This is a genomic window from Nocardioides sp. (assembly GCF_024509035.1).
Taxonomy (GTDB): Bacteria; Actinomycetota; Actinomycetes; order Propionibacteriales; family Nocardioidaceae; genus Nocardioides.
In genome coordinates this window covers 1-17305 of sequence record NZ_JANINT010000438.1, presented here as the reverse complement: position 1 = coordinate 17305, position 17305 = coordinate 1, and the positions used below count along the sequence as shown (strand labels likewise).

Here is a 17305-nt window from a genome sequence, read left to right as displayed (position 1 = left end):
GACCTCGAGGCCACCCTCAACTGCGGCGTCGGCATGGTCGCGCTGACCGACCCCGAGGACGTCGACGCCGCGATCGCGGTGCTCGGCGAGCACGGCGTACGCGCCTGGGTGGCGGGCGAGGTGGCCGCGGTCGGCGCGGACGACGCCGAGCGCGGAGGCCGCGTCGAGCTGGTCGGGCAGCACCCCGGCTGGTGACGTTCCGGGCCGGTTCCGGGCTGGTTCCGGGCCGGTTCTGGGCCGGTTCCGGGCCCCGGGGGTCCAAAACACCGAACGGATGTGCGGGAACAGCCGCCCAGCAGGTAGCGTTGGCCCCACGAGAAATCTTTGAGACAGCCCGGGTGCCACGTGCCCCGGCCGAGCGTGCGAGGGGGCTGACCCTATGGGGCGCGGCCGAGCGAAAGCCAAGCAGACGAAGGTCGCACGCGACCTGAAGTACCGCACTCACGAGACGGACTTCGGGGCACTGGCCAACGAGCTGCACGGGCGGAGCGACGACGACGACACCGACCAGGTCGAGCCTGAGGTGCTCGAGAAGTGGTCGGACTACACCGGTCCCTCGCGCGACTGAGCTGACTCGGATCATCGATCCGTCGGGCACGACGCCCGCGGTCGGGTCGTAGGACGTCCTCCGGGGCGTGCGTTCTCGCAGCTTGGCGGGGCGCCTGATCCCTTGATGTCGCCACGATGTGTCGGCGGCCTCCCGGTGCTTGATTGTCGGTCCTGGGCGTCGGCCGTCAAGGGTTCGCTTCGCCGGCTTCGCCGCCCTTGACCGCCGACGCCCAGGACCGGAAAGACGCACCTGTCGGGATGCCGCCGACCTGTGGTCACCCCGGGGCGTCATACGTCCTGGTCGCTGGGACGGCCACCTCGTATGACGCCCCCGGAGCGGCGCGCCAGACGTCATACGTCCTGGTCGCTGGGGCGCCCACTTCGTATGACGTCCCCGGGCGACCGCACGGGGCGTCCCCCGCCAGGTGGCGGGGTGGACCGACGACACCGGCTGGCGAGCCTCAGCGAGCAGGCAGCCACACCCCGCGCAACCGGCTGACCTCGCGCATCCGCTGCTCGGCGAGCCGGTCGGCGGCGATGGCGGGAGGCACGCCGTCGGACGCGGCGCGCTCGAAGACGCTCAGCGTGGTGTCGAAGATGCCGGTGGCGCGCTGGTGGGCGCGCTCGAAGGAGAAGCCCTCGAGCTCGTCGGCGACCTGGATCAGGCCGCCGGAGTTCACGCAGTAGTCGGGGGCGTAGAGGATGCCGCGCTCCTCGAGCGCCTTCTCGACCCCCGGGTGGGCGAGCTGGTTGTTGGCCGCGCCGCACACGATGCGCGCCGAGAGCACCTCGACGACCTCGTCGGTCAGGGCGCCGCCGAGGGCGCAGGGCGCGTAGACGTCCAGGGCCGAGGCCACGAGCTCGTCGGTCGACCCGACCACGCGCACCGCCGGGTGCTCCGTGCGCACCCGCTCGATCGACGCCGCGTCGACGTCGGTCACCACGACCGTGGCGCCGTCCTCCACCAGGTGGCGCACGAGGTGGTGGCCGACCTTGCCGACGCCGGCGACGCCGACGGTGCGGCCCTCGAGCGACGGGCCGCCCCACGCGACCGTCGCGGCCGCGCGCATGCCCTGGAAGACGCCGTACGCCGTCAGCACCGAGCTGTCCCCGGCTCCGCCGTGGGCGACCGTGCGGCCGGTGACGAACGAGCACTCCCGTGCGATGACGTCCATGTCGGAGGAGAAGGTCCCGACGTCGCAGGCGGTGTAGTAGCGCCCGCCGAGCGACTGCACGTGGCGGCCGTAGGCACGCAGGAGCGGCTCGGTCTTCTGGGTCGTCGGGTCACCGATGATCACGGCCTTGCCGCCGCCGAGGTCGAGGCCGGCGAGCGCGGCCTTGTAGGACATGCCGCGCGAGAGGTTGAGGACGTCACGCACCGCGTCGGCGGTCGAGGCGTAGGGGTAGAAGCGGGTGCCGCCGAGGGCGGGGCCCAGGGCCGTCGAGTGGATCGCGACGATCGCGCGCAGGCCGGTGGCGGGATCGTTGGCGAAGACGACCTGCTCGTGCTCCGAGCCGAGCTCGAAGACGTCGGCGGCGGGGGAGGGTGCGGGGGTGGCAGCTGCAGACATGGGTGGCGCCTACTTTCGGTGTCGGCCACGAGGGTGGTGTGGCGCGGTCGGGGAGGACGCGGCAGGGGTGGCGCCGTGTCCTGCCTCACACGGTAGTCCGTTCAGGCCGGCGGTGGGATCGTCCGGCTGAACACGACGTCGCCGTGCGTTCCGTAGCCCGGCACCGGGCCGCCGGTCGGCCGCCCGTTGAAGCCGACCAGCAACCAGGAGTCCCCGACCGGCACCAGCGTCGGCCACGGGATGTTGGTGGGGTACGGCGCCTGCAGCGCCCCGACCTCGCGCATCGCCAGGTCGAACACGGGGTAGCGGCGGGTGTGCTTGTCGCTGGCGAGCACCCGCCACGCACCGTCGAGGTGGGCCACGGTCGTGCCCTCGGACTGGGTGAGGTCCGTGGCGGCGCCGGACAGGGTGAGGTCGTCCAGCGACGGGCCGGCGGCCAGTGCCGGGTGGAAGCTGAAGTAGCGGGTCGCGCTCACGAACCCGACCAGCCAGCCGTCCTCGGTGCGCGCCAGGTGCGGGTCCCAGACCCCGACCGAGGACAGGCCGTCGACCGGCAGCGGAAGCGGCTCGGCGTCGAGGAGGTGCACGCCGCGGCGCAGGTCGGCGTCCGTGCGGGCGAGCGTCACCCCGACGCTCGGCCGGCGCCGGTCGAAGTCGCCCCAGGTGCTGGTCGCCACCAGCCACCCGTCGCCGTCGCGGAGCACGTGGGTGGCGTGGTCGCCGTACGCGCCCGGCCGGTCGGGACGCCGGAAGAACAGGTCCGACACGTGGGTGAGCCCGAGGGTGCGGGGGTCCAGCTCCCACAACGAGGTGTGGGCCGTGTCGAAGAAGCCCGGCCCGGCGCTGGTCGCCGAGAGCAGCACCGGCTGGTCCGCCTGTCGCGCGGTCGCCCCGGAGACCAGGCGCACGTCGCGCAGCCCGAGCTGACCGAACCGGCCCGCCACCGCCGCGTCGCTGGTCAGGCCGGCCAGCCAGGCCTCGTCGCGGGTGTCGATCCGGCCCTGCAGGTCCACCCGGGCGTGCACCGTCCACGGGCCCGGCCCGCGGGCCAGCACGCTGAGGCGGGTGCCGGTGAGCGCGAGCCCCAGCTCGCGCGCCGGACCGCGCGTGCGAGCGTGGCGCCGCGACCGGTGCCGGGTCGTCGCGCCCCCGGTCGTCACCTCCAGCCACGCCGCCGTGCCGTCGCAGCGGGCGACGAGCCGGTCATCGCCCGAGGTGAGCTCGAGCCGCGGGCCGGGCCCGCTCGCCGCGGCGTACGGCGCCACCACCTCGCCCAGCGAGGAGCCGGGCACCACGAGGTCGACCGGGCGTCGCCGTCCGGCCAGGGCGAACCGCGGCAGGGTGGGCGCAGCCGGTGGCATCGGGTGGCGTCCGTCAGCGGTGCTGCGTCGTCGCGCGCTGCAGCGCGGCGACGGCGATCTCGACCTCGGCGGTGAGGTGGGTGAGCAGCGGGTCGGCGCCGTCGGTGCGGCCCTCGATGCCGAGCGTCTCGAGGGCCTGGGCCGCCTCCGCGACGCGGGGGAGACCCAGGTTGAGGCCGCTGCCCTTCAGCTGGTGGGCGGAGGTCAGCAGTCCCATCGCGTCCCCGCGCGCGATCGCGGCGCGGATCGCCATCAGCTGGTCACCGACCCGCCCCATGAACGACGCGGCGGTGCGCTCGAAGAAGCTGACGCCGTCCTTGCGCAGGCCGTCGAGCATCGCGATGCGCTCGGTGTCGAGGACGCCCTCCTCCGGATCGCCGTCGCTCTCCGCGGTGGCGGTCTCCTCCTCCGCCGGGAGCGCCCACTCGCGGATGACCCGCTCGAGCTCGGCGGGCTCGACGGGCTTGGTGAGGTAGTCGTCCATGCCGGAGGCCAGGCACCGCTCCCGCTCGCCCTCCATCGCCGACGCGGTCATCGCGATGATCGGCACCCGCCGGCCGACGGGCTCGCGACGCCGGACCTGCCGGGTCGCGTCGAAGCCGTCGAGGCGCGGCATCCGGCAGTCCATGAGGACGGCGGCGTACTCGTGCGGCCGGGTCAACAGCTCGACGGCCTCGAGCCCGTCGCCGGCGACGTCGACGGTGCACCCCAGGTTCTGCAGCAGCCCCGCCGCGACCATCTGGTTGATCTCGTTGTCCTCGACCACGAGGACGCGCACGCCGAGGCTCTCCCCGGAGGCCGCGGTGGGTGCGGGGCGTTCGACGGCCTCGCCCAGGAGCGCGAGGAGCGCGCCGCGCAGCTCGCCGTGGCGCACCGGCTTGCTCAGCGAGGCCCGCACACCGGCGGCCTCGACCTCGTCGCGGGTCACGGTCTGGTCGGAGGTGAGCAGCAGCATCGCCGGCGAGCCGAGCGTCGGGTCGGCCTGCACCTGGCGGGCGAGCATCAGCCCGTCGACGCCGGGCATCATCAGGTCGAGCAGCGCCACGTCGTACGGGTCGCCGGACCGGGCGGCCTCCCGCAGCGTGGCGATCCCCTCGGCGGCCGACGCCACGGCCACCGGCCGCATCCGCCAGGCCGAGAGCTGCTGGTCGAGGATCAGCCGGTTGGTCTCGTTGTCGTCGACGATGAGGGCCCGGCGGCCGGCCAGCGCGAGGGCGGGCTGGCGGTCCCGCGGTCGGGTGGTCCCTCCCGAGCCGCGGCCGAGGCGGGCGGTGAACGAGAACGTGCTGCCGCGACCCGGCTCGCTCTCGACCCAGATCTCACCACCCAGGGCCGTCACCAGCTGGCGGGAGATGGCCAGGCCGAGGCCGGTGCCGCCATGGCGGCGGGTGGTCGACGGGTCGGCCTGGGTGAAGGCGTCGAAGAGCCGCTCGCGCTGGTGAGCGTCGATGCCGACGCCGGTGTCGGCGACGTCGACGCGGATCACCACGTCCTCGGGGGTCTCTCCCACGACGCGGGCGTGGATCACGACCTCGCCGCGGTCGGTGAACTTCACCGCGTTCGACCCGAGGTTGGTGAGGATCTGCCCGAAGCGCACCGAGTCGCCGCTCAGCTGCGCGGGTACGTCGGGGTGGCAGGCGACCACGAGCTCGAGGCCCTTGCTGTGCGCGGGCCCGCTGAGCACCGAGGCGACCTGGTCGAAGACCGCGCGCACGTCGAAGTCGGCCGTCTCCAGCTCGAGCTTGCCGGCCTCGATCTTGGACAGGTCGAGGATGTCGTTGATGATCCCGAGCAGGGTGAGCCCGGCGCCCTGGAGGTTCTCGGTCAGGCGGCGCTGGTGCTCGTCGAGCTCGGTGAGCATCAGCAGGTCGGTCAGGCCGATGACGCCGTTCATCGGGGTGCGGATCTCGTGGCTCATCGTGGCGAGGAACTCCGACTTCAACCGCGACGCCTCCATCGCGGCGTCCCGGGCCTCGGCGAGCTGGGTGGCGCTGCGCTCGCGCTCGGCCACGACCGAGAGCTGGCCGGCGACCTGCGCGATGAGCTGGCGGGCGTTCGCGTCGGGAGGCACCTCGTCGGCGAGCACCTCCGCCACGGCGACGACCTCCTCGCCGATGGTGACCGGGAAGGCCACCACGCTGTGGGTCTCCTCGAGGCCCGGGGCCTCGGCGACCACCACGGCCCGAGCGGCCCGGGCCCGCTCGGCGAGCTCGGGGTCGAAGGGCAGGGGGACGCTGGGCTGCGGCGGCGAGGCGAGCTCGACCGGCGCGGCCGTCCCGTCCTCGGCGTACGACCAGGCGCCCAGCGCGTACCAGCCGGTGCGGTCGGGCAGGCCGTGGGCCATGAGGACGAGGGCCTCCTCGAGCGAGCTCGCGAGGTTGGCGGCCGTCGCCATCTGTCCGAGCAGCTCGAGGCGGCGGGTGGCCTCCGCGGCGTGCTCGTCGGCCGTGCGCAGGTCGGTGATGTCCTGCACGGTGCCGCCGGTGCGCACCGCGCGGCCGGTGGCGTCGCGCTCGACGTACGCGATCACCCGCCCCCAGTGGATCGACCCGTCGCGCCGCATGATGCGGGCCTCGTAGGAGTACTCCTCGCTCTGCGCGGCCGCGGCCCGTGCCTCCTGGACGACCTGGTCGCGATCGTCGGGATGGACGAAGGACAGCAACGTCTCGAGCGTCGACGGGACCTCCTGGGGTGCCAGGCCCAGCAGCCGGTACATCTCGTCGGACCAGGTCATCTCGTCGGTGTCGACGTCGCGCTGCCAGCTGCCGAGGCGCGCGACGCGCTGGGCCTGGGCGAGCTGCTGCTCGCTCGCGAGCAGGCTGTCGACCAGCAGCTTGCGCTCGGTGTACGGCGCCACCCGGTGCAGCCAGCCGGTCCGTCGCCCGGTCGCGTCGTGGATCGGAGCCGAGCTCAGCAGGCCCCACACCGTGGAGCCGTCCGGACGGAAGAAGTACGCCTCGAAGTTCTCCCGGCCCTGGCCGGTGCGGAGCATCTCCCCGAACCACTCCCAGAAGATGGGGCTGCCCGCTGCGTCGAAGAAGTCGACGAACCGGGTGCCCGGCATCTCCTCCTGGCGTCGGCCGAGCATGTCCGCCATCCGCCGGTTGGTGTAGGTGGTGATGCCGTCGTCGTCGAAGATCCAGATGCCGTCGGGCAGCAGCTCGAAGGCGCGCAGGTCGGGGCCGGGGCCGCCGGCCCCGACGGTGTCCCCCACCGAGCTCATGCTCCGATCATCGCCCACGGGCGGGCGATTCGGAGAAGTTCACCGCAGCGACTCGGTCCGGACACCCTCTCGGGTGAGCCTCGCGAAGCCCGCGATGCAGGGCTCAGGCCTGGTCGGTGTCGGCGTACTGCTCGGAGTGGGAGTAGTAGCCCAGGGCGGTGCTCAGGCTCTCCAGCGAGCGGCGGGCGGCCAGGGCGAACTCGGGCGCAGGATCACGGTCGAGGCAGTCGTGGTGGACGGCCCCCAGACCGATGCTGGGTGCGTTGCTGGTCTCGTCAGCCCGCAGCTTCGCAACCGCGGTGACCTCGTCCCCGTCGTCGGACAGCTCGATGTCGACGTGCCAGGTGGTGGTCTGCATGTCCTGCTTCTCTCCTCGGATCGCACGGACGGGTCTCGTCCACCGGTGAGTCAACAGGGCGCCCAGCGTGCCGGACACGGACTACCGCACTCCGAGGGCGGGGACCTTGGTCCCCTCGCGCCCAGCCTCGGGACGGCCGGTTCCCAGGACGTGACGGGCGTCATGGTCGGTCGTTGTCGTGGCATGCGCTCACGACTCCTGGTGACCCTGCTCGCCCTGGTCGCCCCGCTGCTCGCCGCGCCGCTCCAGACCTCCCCGGCGACCGGTGCGACGAGCGGTGCCGCACCCCGAGGGCGACTTGTCGTCGAGGTGCTCTCGACCCGCGCCGACCTGGTCTCGGCCGGCGACGTGCTGGTCGCCGTCCGCATCCCCGCCGGCGTGCGTGCGCGCCAGGTGCGGGTCACGGCGGGCGACCGCGACGTCACGCGGCGGTTCGCGGTCCGCGACGACGGTCGCTACTGGGGGCTGGTCCGCGGACTGCCGCTGGGCCGCATCGTGCTGCGAGCGACGGCCCCGGGCGTCCCCGGCGTCCGCCCCGGGCGCACCGTCGTGGTCAACCACCCCAACGGCGGTCCGGTCTTCACCGGCCCGCAGACCCGGCACTACCGCTGCCAGGAGTCCGCGCGGGACGCGGCCTGCAACGAGCCGGCGACGTACGACTTCCTCTACAGGTCGACCGACCCGCTGACGCCCGACCTGCAGCCCTACGACCCGGCGAACCCGCCGTCCGACGTGGCGACGACGACGACCGACCAGGGCGTCGAGGTGCCGTTCGTGGTGCGCCGCGAGCAGGGCTACCAGGACCGCGACCGCTACACGATCCTCACGCTGTTCCAGCCCGGCAAGCCGTGGCGGGCCTGGTCGCCGCAGCAGCAGTGGAACCACAAGCTGCTCGTCACCCACGGCGGCGGCTGCGGCGCGTCGTACACGCCCGGCTCGCCGCCGCTGGCCGACTACTCCGGCACCGTCGACGGCGTCCCGGTGGTGACGCCGAGCTACGTGACCGCGCTCGGGCTCGGGTTCGCCGTGCTCTCCACGGCCCTGGACAACACCGGCCACAACTGCAGCGTGGCCATGAACGCCGAGTCGGTGCTGATGGCCAAGGAGCGCCTCGTCGAGCAGTACGGCGAGCTGCGCTACACCATCGGCACCGGCTGCTCGGGCGGGTCGATCGCCCAGCACACGGTGGCGAACGCCTACCCCGGCATCTACCAGGGCCTGGTCACCACCTGCTCCTACCCCGACGTGTTCACCGCCGGCGCGCAGTTCGCCGACTACCACCTGCTGCGGCTCTACTTCGAGGACCCGTCGCGGTGGGCCCCGGGCGTCGTGTGGACCCCCGTCCAGATGGCGCAGGTGGAGGGCCACCTCTCCCACCTCAACGCGGTCGTCGCCGACGAGGGATTGTTCAAGGCCGCGCTGAACCCCGAGCACGCGTGCCCCGGCACGCTCGACCCGGTCGCGGGCGACCCGCGCACCCGCTACGACTCCGAGACCAACCCGGCCGGCGTCCGCTGCTCGGTGCTCGACCTGCTCGTCAACCTGCTGGGCCCACGCCCGTCCTCGGTGTGGACGGCGCAGGAGAAGGCGGCCGGCCACGGCTTCGGCGGCATCCCGTTCTCCAACGACGGCGTCCTCTACGGCCTGGCGCAGCTGCGATCGGGGGCCATCACGCCCGCCCAGTTCGTCGACCTCAACGCCAAGCTCGGCGGACTCGACGTCGACTCCGAGCCGACCGCCGAGCGCATCACCGGCGACCCCGGCTCGATCGCCCGCGCCTACCGCACCGGCCTGATCAACGAGGCCAACCACCTCGACGAGGTCGCGATGATCAACCACGGCGGACCCGACCCCGGCATCGCGCACGACTATGCCCACGCCTTCTGGACCCAGGAGCGCCTGCTCGCCGACCAGGGCAACACCGACAACCGGGTGATGTGGTTCGGCCCGACACCGCTCATCGGCGACGTCACGTGGGCCAACGAGGCCCTGGTCGCCATGGACCGGTGGCTCTCCGCGGTCGAGAAGGACCGCGGCCCCGAGCCGCTCGCCGAGAAGATCGCCGCCGACCGCCCCGCTGACGTCACCGACCGCTGCGTGGTCGACCAGCTGGCCGACGCCTGCGACGTCGAGGAGCTGCAGGTGCTGCAGACCCGGCTCTCCACGCCCCGTCAGGAGGCCGGCGGGCCCCTCGCCAACGACGTCGTCGCCTGTCGGCTGGTCCCGCTCGACCGCGATGCCATCGACTCGCTGATCCCGTTCACCGACGCGCAGTGGGCCACCCTCGAGGAGACGTTCCCGCACGGCGTGTGCGACTGGTCGGCGCCCGGCATCGGCCAGGGCCCCGCCGAGACCTGGCTGCGCTACGACACGCCCGACGGCGGCCCGGCGTACGGCGGCCGCAACCTGCCGCCCCTGCCCGCCCACTCCGCGCTCGGGACGGTCTCGCCGGTCTGGACGGAGATGCTCCGCAAGTAACCGCGTCTCGCGCGTCGCCTCCAGCTGCGGGGGATTGACCTGGGACCCGAGACGGGGCAGCGTGCCGCCATGAGGCGCGCGCCCCACGAGAACGTCGCGACCGTGCTGGTCGACCCGGCGGTCCTGCACGAGCTCGAGGTGCACCTGATGTCGCTGGACCTGTGGGTCTGGCCGGTCGCGACCTCGCCGGTCTACGTCGACGGCCCCCGCGCCGCGTTCCAGCTGCGTCGCCGGATGCTGATGGCTCGCCGCGGCGCGTGGGACGACGCCGCCGAGTGGACGCCGGTCTGGATCGCGTTCGGCGAGACCTGGCGCCACGGGGCCGACCCGCTGCCGTGGGCGGCCCACCAGACCCTGTGGCGCACCCTCGAGCAGTACGCCGACCGGGTGCGCTACCGCCTCGGGCTGGGGGGCATCCCACGCCTCGAGGTGCCGCGCGAGCGCACGGCCTGACCCGGGACCAACGGCCCTGCGGGAGGTTGGCGCCGTTGGCTACCCTGGGAACCGTGATCCCGCGAGCGCAGACCGAGGCGACGTCCGTCGTGTCCGCCTGCCTGCCCTCGGTGCCGCTGATCCGTCGGCTGGCCGTGGATCACTGCCGGGTCCGCTCGGCGCTGTGTCGCGCGTCCTGACGCGCCGCCTGCCTCTCGCCCGTGCCTGATCGCACGGCCCGCAACGCGCGCATCCGCCCGTGCGCCCATCGCTCGGCCGCCATCGCGGCCACCATCCATCGAAGGAACACCATGCCCGTCTACGACGACGTCACCCAGCTCATCGGCAACACCCCGCTCGTCCGCCTCAACCGGGTCGTCGGTGACGCCGGCGCCACCGTGCTGGCCAAGCTCGAGTTCTACAACCCGGCCAACAGCGTCAAGGACCGCATCGGCGTCGCGATGGTCGACGCGGCCGAGGCCTCGGGCCAGCTCGCCCCGGGCGGCACCCTGGTCGAGGCGACCTCCGGCAACACCGGCATCGCGCTGGCGATGGTCGGTGCCGCCCGCGGCTACCGCGTCGTGCTCACGATGCCCGAGACCATGTCCCGCGAGCGCCGCGCGCTGCTGCGCGCCTTCGGTGCCGAGCTGGTGCTGACCCCGGGCAGCGAGGGCATGAACGGCGCCGTACGCCGTGCCGAGGAGATCGCCTCGGAGGCCGGAGCCGTCGCCGTGCGCCAGTTCGCCAACGCCGCGAACCCGGAGATCCACCGGAAGACCACGGCCGAGGAGATCTGGAAGGACACCGACGGCGGGGTCGACATCGTCGTGGCCGGCATCGGCACCGGCGGCACGATCACCGGCGTCGGCCAGGTCCTCAAGGCCCGCAAGCCCGGCCTCCAGATCATCGGCGTCGAGCCCGCCGAGTCGCCGATCCTCAACGGCGGCCAGCCCGGCCCGCACGGCATCCAGGGCCTCGGGGCCAACTTCGTGCCCGAGATCCTCGACACGAGCGTGTACGACGAGGTCGTCGACGTCACCGCGCCCGACGCCATCGCCTGGGCCCGACGCACGGCCACCGAGGAGGGCCTGCTCGTCGGCATCTCGTCCGGCGCCGCGATCAAGGCGGCCGTCGAGGTGGCGCAGCGCCCCGAGAACGCCGGCCGCACGATCGTGGTGATCGTCCCGTCGTTCGGCGAGCGCTACCTCTCCACCCCGCTGTTCGAGGGCCTGGTCGACTGATGGCCGTCCGCATGTGGACCCGCATCCGCGAGGACCTGCGCGCCGCCCGCGAGCAGGATCCCGCCGCCCGCTCGACGGCCGAGCTCGTGCTCGCCTACCCCGGGCTGCACGCGGTCTGGCTGCACCGCGTCGCCCACCGGCTCTGGCAGCACCCGCGCGGTCGGCTGGTCGCGCGCCTGGTGTCGCACGTCGGGCGCGGCGTGACCGGCATCGAGATCCACCCGGGCGCCACGCTCGGGCGCCGGCTCTTCATCGACCACGGCATGGGTGTCGTCATCGGGGAGACGGCGATCGTGGGCGACGACGTGCTGATCTACCACGGCGTCACGCTCGGCAGCCGCTCCGCGGTCGCCGGTCGCCGGCACCCCCTCGTGGGCGACGGCGTGGTGATCGGCACCGGGGCGCGCGTGCTCGGGCCGGTCACGATCGGGTCCGGGGCCCGGATCGGCGCCAACTCCGTCGTGGTGCGCGACGTCCCGCCCGGCGCGACGATGGTCGGCATCCCCGCCCGGGAGGCCGACACCCTGGTCGAGTGGGCGATCGACCCCGCCCTGCTCATCTGAGTCGGTCGCCGGCCCCGAACTGCGCGCGGTAGTCGCGCGGCGACAGGCCGACCGTGCGCCGGAACAGCTGGCTGAACGTCGCCGCGTCGCCGTAGCCGACCCGCCGGGCGACCTCGGCCACCGGCTGCTGGGTGGTGGCGAGCAGGTGCTGCGCGCGCCGGACCCGCTGGGACTGGAGGTAGCGCAGCGCGCTCTGACCGGTCTCGGCGGCGAACCGCCGGGTGAGCGTGCGCGGGCTGACGTTGAACTCGGCGGCCACCCGGCGCAGGTCGAACGGGTCGTCGAGGTGGTGTCGCAACCAGCGCTGCACGCCGGCCCCGAAGCTGCTGCCGGCGGGCGGCAGCAGCTCGCCGTCGACGTACGGCGTCTGCGAGCCGCGGGCGTCGTCGAGCAGCGCGACGCGGGCCGTGCGTCGGGCGACGTCGGCGCCGCGCTGCTCCGCGAGGAGCTGGAGGGTGAAGTCGTACATCGCGCTGAACGCGGCCGTGGTCGTCACGCCGCCGTCGCGCACCACCAGCTCCTCGACCTGCATCTCGGTGGTCGGTGAACGCTCGGCGAGCGCGCGGGCGAAGACCCACGACGTGGTGGCGCGGCGTCCAGCCAGCAGGCCGGCCTCCGCGAGCAGGAACGCACCGACGCACACCGAGACCACCTGCGCCCCGGACTCGTGCGCACCCCGCACGTAGGCGACCTCGGGTGCCAGGCCCGCCAGGACGCCGTCGAAGTCCGTCCGCGGTCCTCGTGGCTCGAAGCCCGGCACGACCAGTACGTCCGGCGGGCCGCTGGGCGCCCGCGCGACCAGGCCGACGCCCCCCGAGGTCTCGATGCGGGGCGAGGAGCGCACGCCGACGACCTCGACCACCACACCCGCGGGGTCGGCGTCCACCGCCGCGCCGTCGGCCACGTGCCGCCCGATCGTCAGCACGTCGAGCACCCCGAACACCTCCGAGGCGAAGCAGCCCGGGTAGGCGAGGATCGCGATCCGCACGGTGGCCATGGTGCCATCGAATCCGGCGTTCCGGCCTCTGTCGCGCACGCCCGGGACCGGGCAGCATGAGGCGCCCCACCACCAGGAGGCGCCCATGTCCTACGCCGTCACCGACGACGAGCTGGCCGACTTCGAGCTGCGTCGCGTCGAGCTCGGGGGCCTGACGCGCGAGGTGTACGTCACCGGCGACCACGGACCGGCTGTGGTCGTGATGCCGGAGATGCCCGGCATCAGCCCCGAGCTCGCCCGGTTCGCCCGCTGGGTGCGCGACGCCGGGTTCGTCGTCCACGTGCCCTCGCTGTTCGGGCGCCCCGGGGTCGTCGGCACGGCGGAGGAGGGCGCCGAGGTGATGCGCCGCGCGTGCGTGAGCGCGGAGTTCCGGGTGCTCGCCGGCGGCGGCACCAGCCCGGTGGTGGGCTGGCTGCGCGCCCTCGCGGCGTCGGCCCACGCGGAGTGTGGCGGTCCGGGCGTCGGCATCGTCGGGATGTGCTTCACCGGCAACTTCGCCCTGGCCGCGGCCCTGGAGCCCGCCGTCCTCGCGCCCGTGCTGAGCCAGCCGTCGCTGCCGCTCGACGACCCCTCCGGCCTCGAGCTCTCCGATCCGGACGCCGCCGCCCTGCGGGACCGGTTCGAGCGCGACGACCTGGTCGCCCTGGGGCTGCGCTTCGAGGACGACCGATGGTGCCGCCGCGAGCGTTTCGACGCCTACCGGGCGCTCCTGGGCGACCGGTTCCGCGCCGTGATGCTGCCGGCCGGATCGGCCAACCCCGAGCCGCCGCCGTTCCACCGCGACGTCGTGGCCTCCCCGCACAGCGTGCTCACCGTGCACCTCGTCGACGAGGTCGGGCACCCCACGACGGCCGCCCGCGACGCGGTGCTCGGCTTCCTGTGCGAGCGACTGGGGGTGGCGGCGTCGTGAGGACCGCGTTCCTGGGCCTGGGCACGATGGGCCGGCCGATGGCGTCCCACCTCGCCCGCGCCGGCGTCGACCTCGTCGTCTGGAACCGCTCGCCCGCCGCGGCGACCGCGCTCGGTGAGCTGGGCGCAACGGTCGCCGACACGGCCGCCGAGGCGATCGCCGCCGGCGACGTTGTGATCGTGATGCTCGCCGACAACGGTGTCGTCGACGCCGTGCTCGACCGCGACGGCCCGGGCTTCGCCGCGCTCACCGGCCGGGTCGTCGTCAACATGGGCACCACCTCGCCGGCGTACTCGCTCGGCCTGGCGCGGGCGCTCGACGCCGTGGGCGCGCGGTACGTCGAGGCGCCCGTCTCGGGCAGCCGGGTGCCCGCCGAGCAGGCTCAGCTCGTGGCGATGGTCGCCGGGCCCGCCGACCTCGTGCCGGCGGTGTCCGGCCTGGTGGCGCCGATGTGCCGCGCGGTGGTCGCCGTCGGCGAGGTCCCGCAGGCGCTGGCGATGAAGCTCGCGGTCAACACGTTCCTCATCACGCAGGTGCTCGGGCTCGTGGAGTCGTTCCACCTGGCCCGGGCCGCCGGCCTCGACCTCGCGGTGTTCGGGTCGGTGCTCGACGCCGGCCCGATGGCGAGCGCGGTCTCGACGATCAAGCTCGACAAGCTGCTGCGTGAGGACTTCGCCAGCCAGGCCTCGGCGGGCGACGTGCTCTACAACGCCCGGCTGATCGACGAGCTGTGTGCCGCGGTGGGCGTGGAGCTGCCGCTGATGGGCGAGGCGCTCGGGCTGCTGGCGCGCACGGTCGCGGGCGGCCACGCCGAGGAGGACATGATCGCGGTGCTGCGCGCGCTCTAGGAGGAACCTGCGAGGGTTGTCCGCCAGAGCCGCGCGCCCGTGGCGGACCCGGTCACGCACCACAGCGACCCGGCGGCAAGGGCACAGCCGTCGAGTGCGCCCTCCGGGCCCGGCGCCTCCTGCCACGTGTCCCCGGTACGCACCAGGAGCCGGCCGGTGGCGTCCGGGGCGACGACGGTGAGCGCGTCGCGGCCATCGCCGGAGGAGAGCTCGACGCGGGTCGGTGCCGGACCGGCCGCCACATCGGGCAGGTCGAGGGCGGTCGCCGCGCCGTCGCTCCGGACCGCCCAGGCGGCGAGCCGCTGCCCGGCGTACCCGGCCACCAGGCAGCTGCCGTCGGTGGAGCAGACCGCGGTCTCGGCGCTCGAGGCGGTGTCGCCGTCCGTGGGCAGGAGGAGCGACGTCCACGGCCCCTCGGTGGTCGGCGCGGTCCACACCGCCGCCTGGGTGCGCACACCGCCGCCGAAGGAGGTGATCGACCCCGCGACCAGCAGCCCGTCACCGCGCAGCGCGAGCGCGTGGGCCGAGGGCTGCTGGTCGTCGTCGGCCGCGAGCGCCGTGCCGGACGACGGGCGGCGCACCCACCGGCCGTCCGCGAGGTCCCACAGCGCGACGTCGAGGCCCGAGCCCGCCTCGCTGACCCGCGAGCCGAGCAGGATCGGGGGAGCGCCGGGTGGTGCGACGAGCGCCGAGAGGCCGCCCGCGGTCGGGCCACCGAAGGTCTCGAAGTCCTGCACGTCCTCGGCCAGGCGGCCGTGCGGGCCCGCGGTGCCCGACCATGCCGTCCACCGGGTGTTGCCGTGCGCACCGCCCGAGCGGCCGCCGAAGGCATAGACCGACCGTCCCGCGGCGGCGAACCCGCGCCAGACCGTCCGCCGGCCGTAGAAGCCGGCCGGTCGCACCGGCACCGACGTGACCGTGGTCCCCGTCAGGTCCAGCAGCTCGGGAGGACGGCGGCCGTCGACGGCGCCGTCCGCGGCGACCACCAGGTCGTCGGCGGGCCCGGGCGCGAGCAGCGAGGGCTCGAACCCCGCGGGCAGCCGCACCTCCGACCAGGTCGGCCGCAGCGGTGCCTCGTCAGGGTCGGGGGCGGTGCGCGCCGACGTGCAGGCGGAGGCCGCCATCGCCGCGAGGGCGAGACCGACGACACCGGGTCGAAGCCGCATGGGCGACACCCTCACGAGTACGCCGCGGCCGGTCAACCATCCCGCCGGCGCTCAGGCAGCAGCGCTGTCGACGAGCGGCGGACGGGGCGCGATGTCCGTCCGCGGCGCCGCGGCCACCACGACGGCGGCGCGGCGGCGGGCCCGCCGCCGCAGCCACATCCTCGCGCCGACCGCGAGGAGCGCCAGGGAGGCCAGCGCGACCGCGCCGGGCGTCTCGGCACGCAGCGCCACCGTCACCAGCGACCCGGCCACCACCCAGAGCAGGCTCCACAGGGTCGATCCGATGACCGAGGCGACCAGGAACGTGCGGTAGCGCAGGCGCGCGACGCCGGCCACCGCCGGCATCAGCGTGCGTACGACGGGCAGCAGGCGGCTGACCACGAGGGCGATCGCGCCGCGGGTGCGCAGCAGGTCGACGCCGCGGTCCCAGTGGCGCACGCCGATGCGCCGCACGAGGCGCGACTCGGGGAGGCGCGTGCCGAGCAGGCGGCCGAGCCCGTAGTTGAGGTGGTCGCCGGCGACCGCGCCCAGCGTCACCAGCGCCACCAGCACCGGCAGGTGACCCTGCGAGGTGGCGGCGGCGATCGAGCTGACGGCGGCCTCGCCGGGCAGCACCAGGCCGACCCCGAGGACGGCCTCGGCGAACGCCGCGGCCCCGCCCAGCAGGGGGCCGGTCCACCCGTCGCCATCGGCGACCGCGGTCAGCTGCTGGCCCAGCTGCTGGACCGACTCCTGGGCCAGGTCGAGGATCATGCCGCGCCGGCTCGGGCGAGGCTCCGCACCCGGCGCGGGAGGCGGACCCGGCCGGGTGCGGGGAACAGGACGAGCGCGAGCCCGAGGAACGCGACGGCCACCACGGTGTCGAGGAACCAGTGGTTGGCCGTCACGGTGACGACGGCGAAGGTCGTGAGCGCGTGCGCCGCGGTCAGGTAGCGCAGCCACCGCGGACCGGTGCGGGCGACGACGACCGCGATGAGGACGGCCCAGCCGACGTGGAGGCTCGGCATCGCGGCGTACTGGTTGGCGACGGTCGCACTGGCGCCGTCGTAGGCCGAGGGGCCGTAGACGTTCATCGTGTCGAGGAAGCCCCACTGCGGGAACATCCGCGGCGGGGCGAGGGGGAAGACGATGTGGAGCGCGACCGCGCTCAGGGTCTGGACGACCATCAGGTTGCGCGCCCAGTGGTACTCCGCGCGCGGCCGGGCGACGAACCCCCACACCAGGAACGCGATCGTGAGCGGGAAGTGGACGCTGACGTAGTAGACGTTGGCGGCCTCGAAGAGGCGGGCGCCGCCGACCGCGTGCTGGATGGCCGCCTCGGAGGGGAGGTGGAGCAGTTGCTCGACGTGGCGCACCAGGTCGGAGTGGCGGTGGGCCGCCGCGACGGACCCGGCGGTGAGCATCCGCCCGGCGCGGTAGACGAGGTAGACGACGGCGATCAGTGCCAGCTCGGCGCCCGCGGCCCGTGCGGACGACCAGGTGATCCGGCGGGACCGGGTCGGCGTCGCGTCGTCGGAGGCGTCGACGATCACCACTCCGGGGCCCGACACGGGCGGCCAGGGCGTGAGGGGTCGAGCGCGCGGCACGGTCACGGCACGGGTCGCAGTC

Annotated in this window: 17 protein-coding genes; 9 read left to right on the top strand and 8 right to left on the bottom strand. The window is 74.3% G+C overall.

The window, feature by feature from the left end; all coding sequences use genetic code 11:
* Both Q0L15_RS23700 and Q0L15_RS23695 read left to right on the top strand, forming a co-directional pair.
* The coding region (locus tag Q0L15_RS23700) for an AIR synthase-related protein (RefSeq protein WP_296607313.1) at positions 1–195 on the top strand (195 nt) is incomplete at its 5' end.
* 184 nt (positions 196–379) lie between these two features.
* Complete coding sequence (locus Q0L15_RS23695) at positions 380–568, top strand: DUF3073 domain-containing protein (protein WP_296607312.1); 189 nt, start codon at positions 380–382, stop codon at positions 566–568.
* Between the two features lie 442 nt (positions 569–1010).
* On the opposite strand, the gene Q0L15_RS23690 is transcribed toward Q0L15_RS23695, so the two are convergent.
* From Q0L15_RS23690 to Q0L15_RS23675, 4 genes are all read right to left on the bottom strand, one after another.
* On the bottom strand, positions 1011–2120 hold the full coding sequence (locus Q0L15_RS23690; RefSeq protein ID WP_296607311.1) for a Glu/Leu/Phe/Val dehydrogenase dimerization domain-containing protein: 1110 nt from the start codon (positions 2118–2120) through the stop codon (positions 1011–1013).
* Between the two features lie 101 nt (positions 2121–2221).
* The gene (locus Q0L15_RS23685) at positions 2222–3481 is read right to left on the bottom strand and encodes a hypothetical protein (protein WP_296607310.1); all 1260 of its coding nucleotides are present in this window, start codon (positions 3479–3481) and stop codon (positions 2222–2224) included.
* Positions 3482–3494: 13 nt separating this feature from the next.
* A complete protein-coding gene (locus Q0L15_RS23680) occupies positions 3495–6704 on the bottom strand; it encodes a response regulator (RefSeq protein ID WP_296607309.1) in 3210 nt (1069 codons plus the stop codon).
* Positions 6705–6807: 103 nt separating this feature from the next.
* Positions 6808–7062 (bottom strand): hypothetical protein, encoded by a 255-nt coding sequence (locus Q0L15_RS23675; protein ID WP_296607308.1) that lies wholly within the window; start codon positions 7060–7062, stop codon positions 6808–6810.
* Between the two features lie 183 nt (positions 7063–7245).
* On the opposite strand from Q0L15_RS23675, the gene Q0L15_RS23670 reads away from it, so the two are divergent.
* The 5 genes from Q0L15_RS23670 to cysE all read left to right on the top strand — a co-directional run bounded on the left by Q0L15_RS23670 (position 7246) and on the right by cysE (position 11776).
* Entirely contained in the window at positions 7246–9540 is a 2295-nt protein-coding gene (locus Q0L15_RS23670) for a DUF6351 family protein (protein ID WP_296607307.1), read from the top strand.
* 69 nt (positions 9541–9609) lie between these two features.
* The gene (locus Q0L15_RS23665; protein WP_296607306.1) at positions 9610–9993 is read left to right on the top strand and encodes a hypothetical protein; all 384 of its coding nucleotides are present in this window, start codon (positions 9610–9612) and stop codon (positions 9991–9993) included.
* Positions 9994–10046: 53 nt separating this feature from the next.
* Positions 10047–10172, top strand: coding sequence for a hypothetical protein (locus tag Q0L15_RS23660; protein WP_296607305.1), 126 nt, complete (start codon positions 10047–10049; stop codon positions 10170–10172).
* A gap of 111 nt (positions 10173–10283) precedes the next feature.
* Positions 10284–11213, top strand: coding sequence for a cysteine synthase A (cysK, locus tag Q0L15_RS23655; RefSeq protein ID WP_296607315.1), 930 nt, complete (start codon positions 10284–10286; stop codon positions 11211–11213).
* Complete coding sequence (gene cysE, locus Q0L15_RS23650) at positions 11213–11776, top strand: serine O-acetyltransferase (protein ID WP_296607304.1); 564 nt, start codon at positions 11213–11215, stop codon at positions 11774–11776. The genes cysK and cysE overlap by 1 nt, the downstream gene beginning before the upstream one ends.
* Here the strand turns inward: cysE and Q0L15_RS23645 are convergent.
* On the bottom strand, positions 11769–12773 hold the full coding sequence (locus Q0L15_RS23645; protein WP_296607303.1) for a helix-turn-helix domain-containing protein: 1005 nt from the start codon (positions 12771–12773) through the stop codon (positions 11769–11771). The two genes, cysE and Q0L15_RS23645, sit on opposite strands and share 8 nt — an antisense overlap.
* An 85-nt stretch (positions 12774–12858) precedes the next feature.
* Here Q0L15_RS23645 and Q0L15_RS23640 point away from each other — a divergent pair, with 85 nt between their 5' ends.
* Both Q0L15_RS23640 and Q0L15_RS23635 read left to right on the top strand, forming a co-directional pair.
* Positions 12859–13683: a dienelactone hydrolase family protein gene (locus tag Q0L15_RS23640; protein ID WP_296607302.1), complete on the top strand. Its 825-nt coding sequence runs from the start codon at positions 12859–12861 to the stop codon at positions 13681–13683.
* Positions 13680–14531 (top strand): NAD(P)-dependent oxidoreductase, encoded by an 852-nt coding sequence (locus Q0L15_RS23635; protein ID WP_296607301.1) that lies wholly within the window; start codon positions 13680–13682, stop codon positions 14529–14531. The genes Q0L15_RS23640 and Q0L15_RS23635 overlap by 4 nt, the downstream gene beginning before the upstream one ends.
* Here the strand turns inward: Q0L15_RS23635 and Q0L15_RS23630 are convergent.
* The 3 genes from Q0L15_RS23630 to Q0L15_RS23620 all read right to left on the bottom strand — a co-directional run.
* Entirely contained in the window at positions 14528–15697 is a 1170-nt protein-coding gene (locus Q0L15_RS23630) for a hypothetical protein (protein WP_296607300.1), read from the bottom strand. The two genes, Q0L15_RS23635 and Q0L15_RS23630, sit on opposite strands and share 4 nt — an antisense overlap.
* 51 nt (positions 15698–15748) lie before the next feature.
* A complete protein-coding gene (locus Q0L15_RS23625; RefSeq protein ID WP_296607299.1) occupies positions 15749–16450 on the bottom strand; it encodes a DedA family protein in 702 nt (233 codons plus the stop codon).
* On the bottom strand, positions 16447–17305 hold an 859-nt coding region (locus tag Q0L15_RS23620), incomplete at its 5' end, for a phosphatase PAP2 family protein (RefSeq protein WP_366939648.1). The genes Q0L15_RS23625 and Q0L15_RS23620, both read right to left, overlap by 4 nt.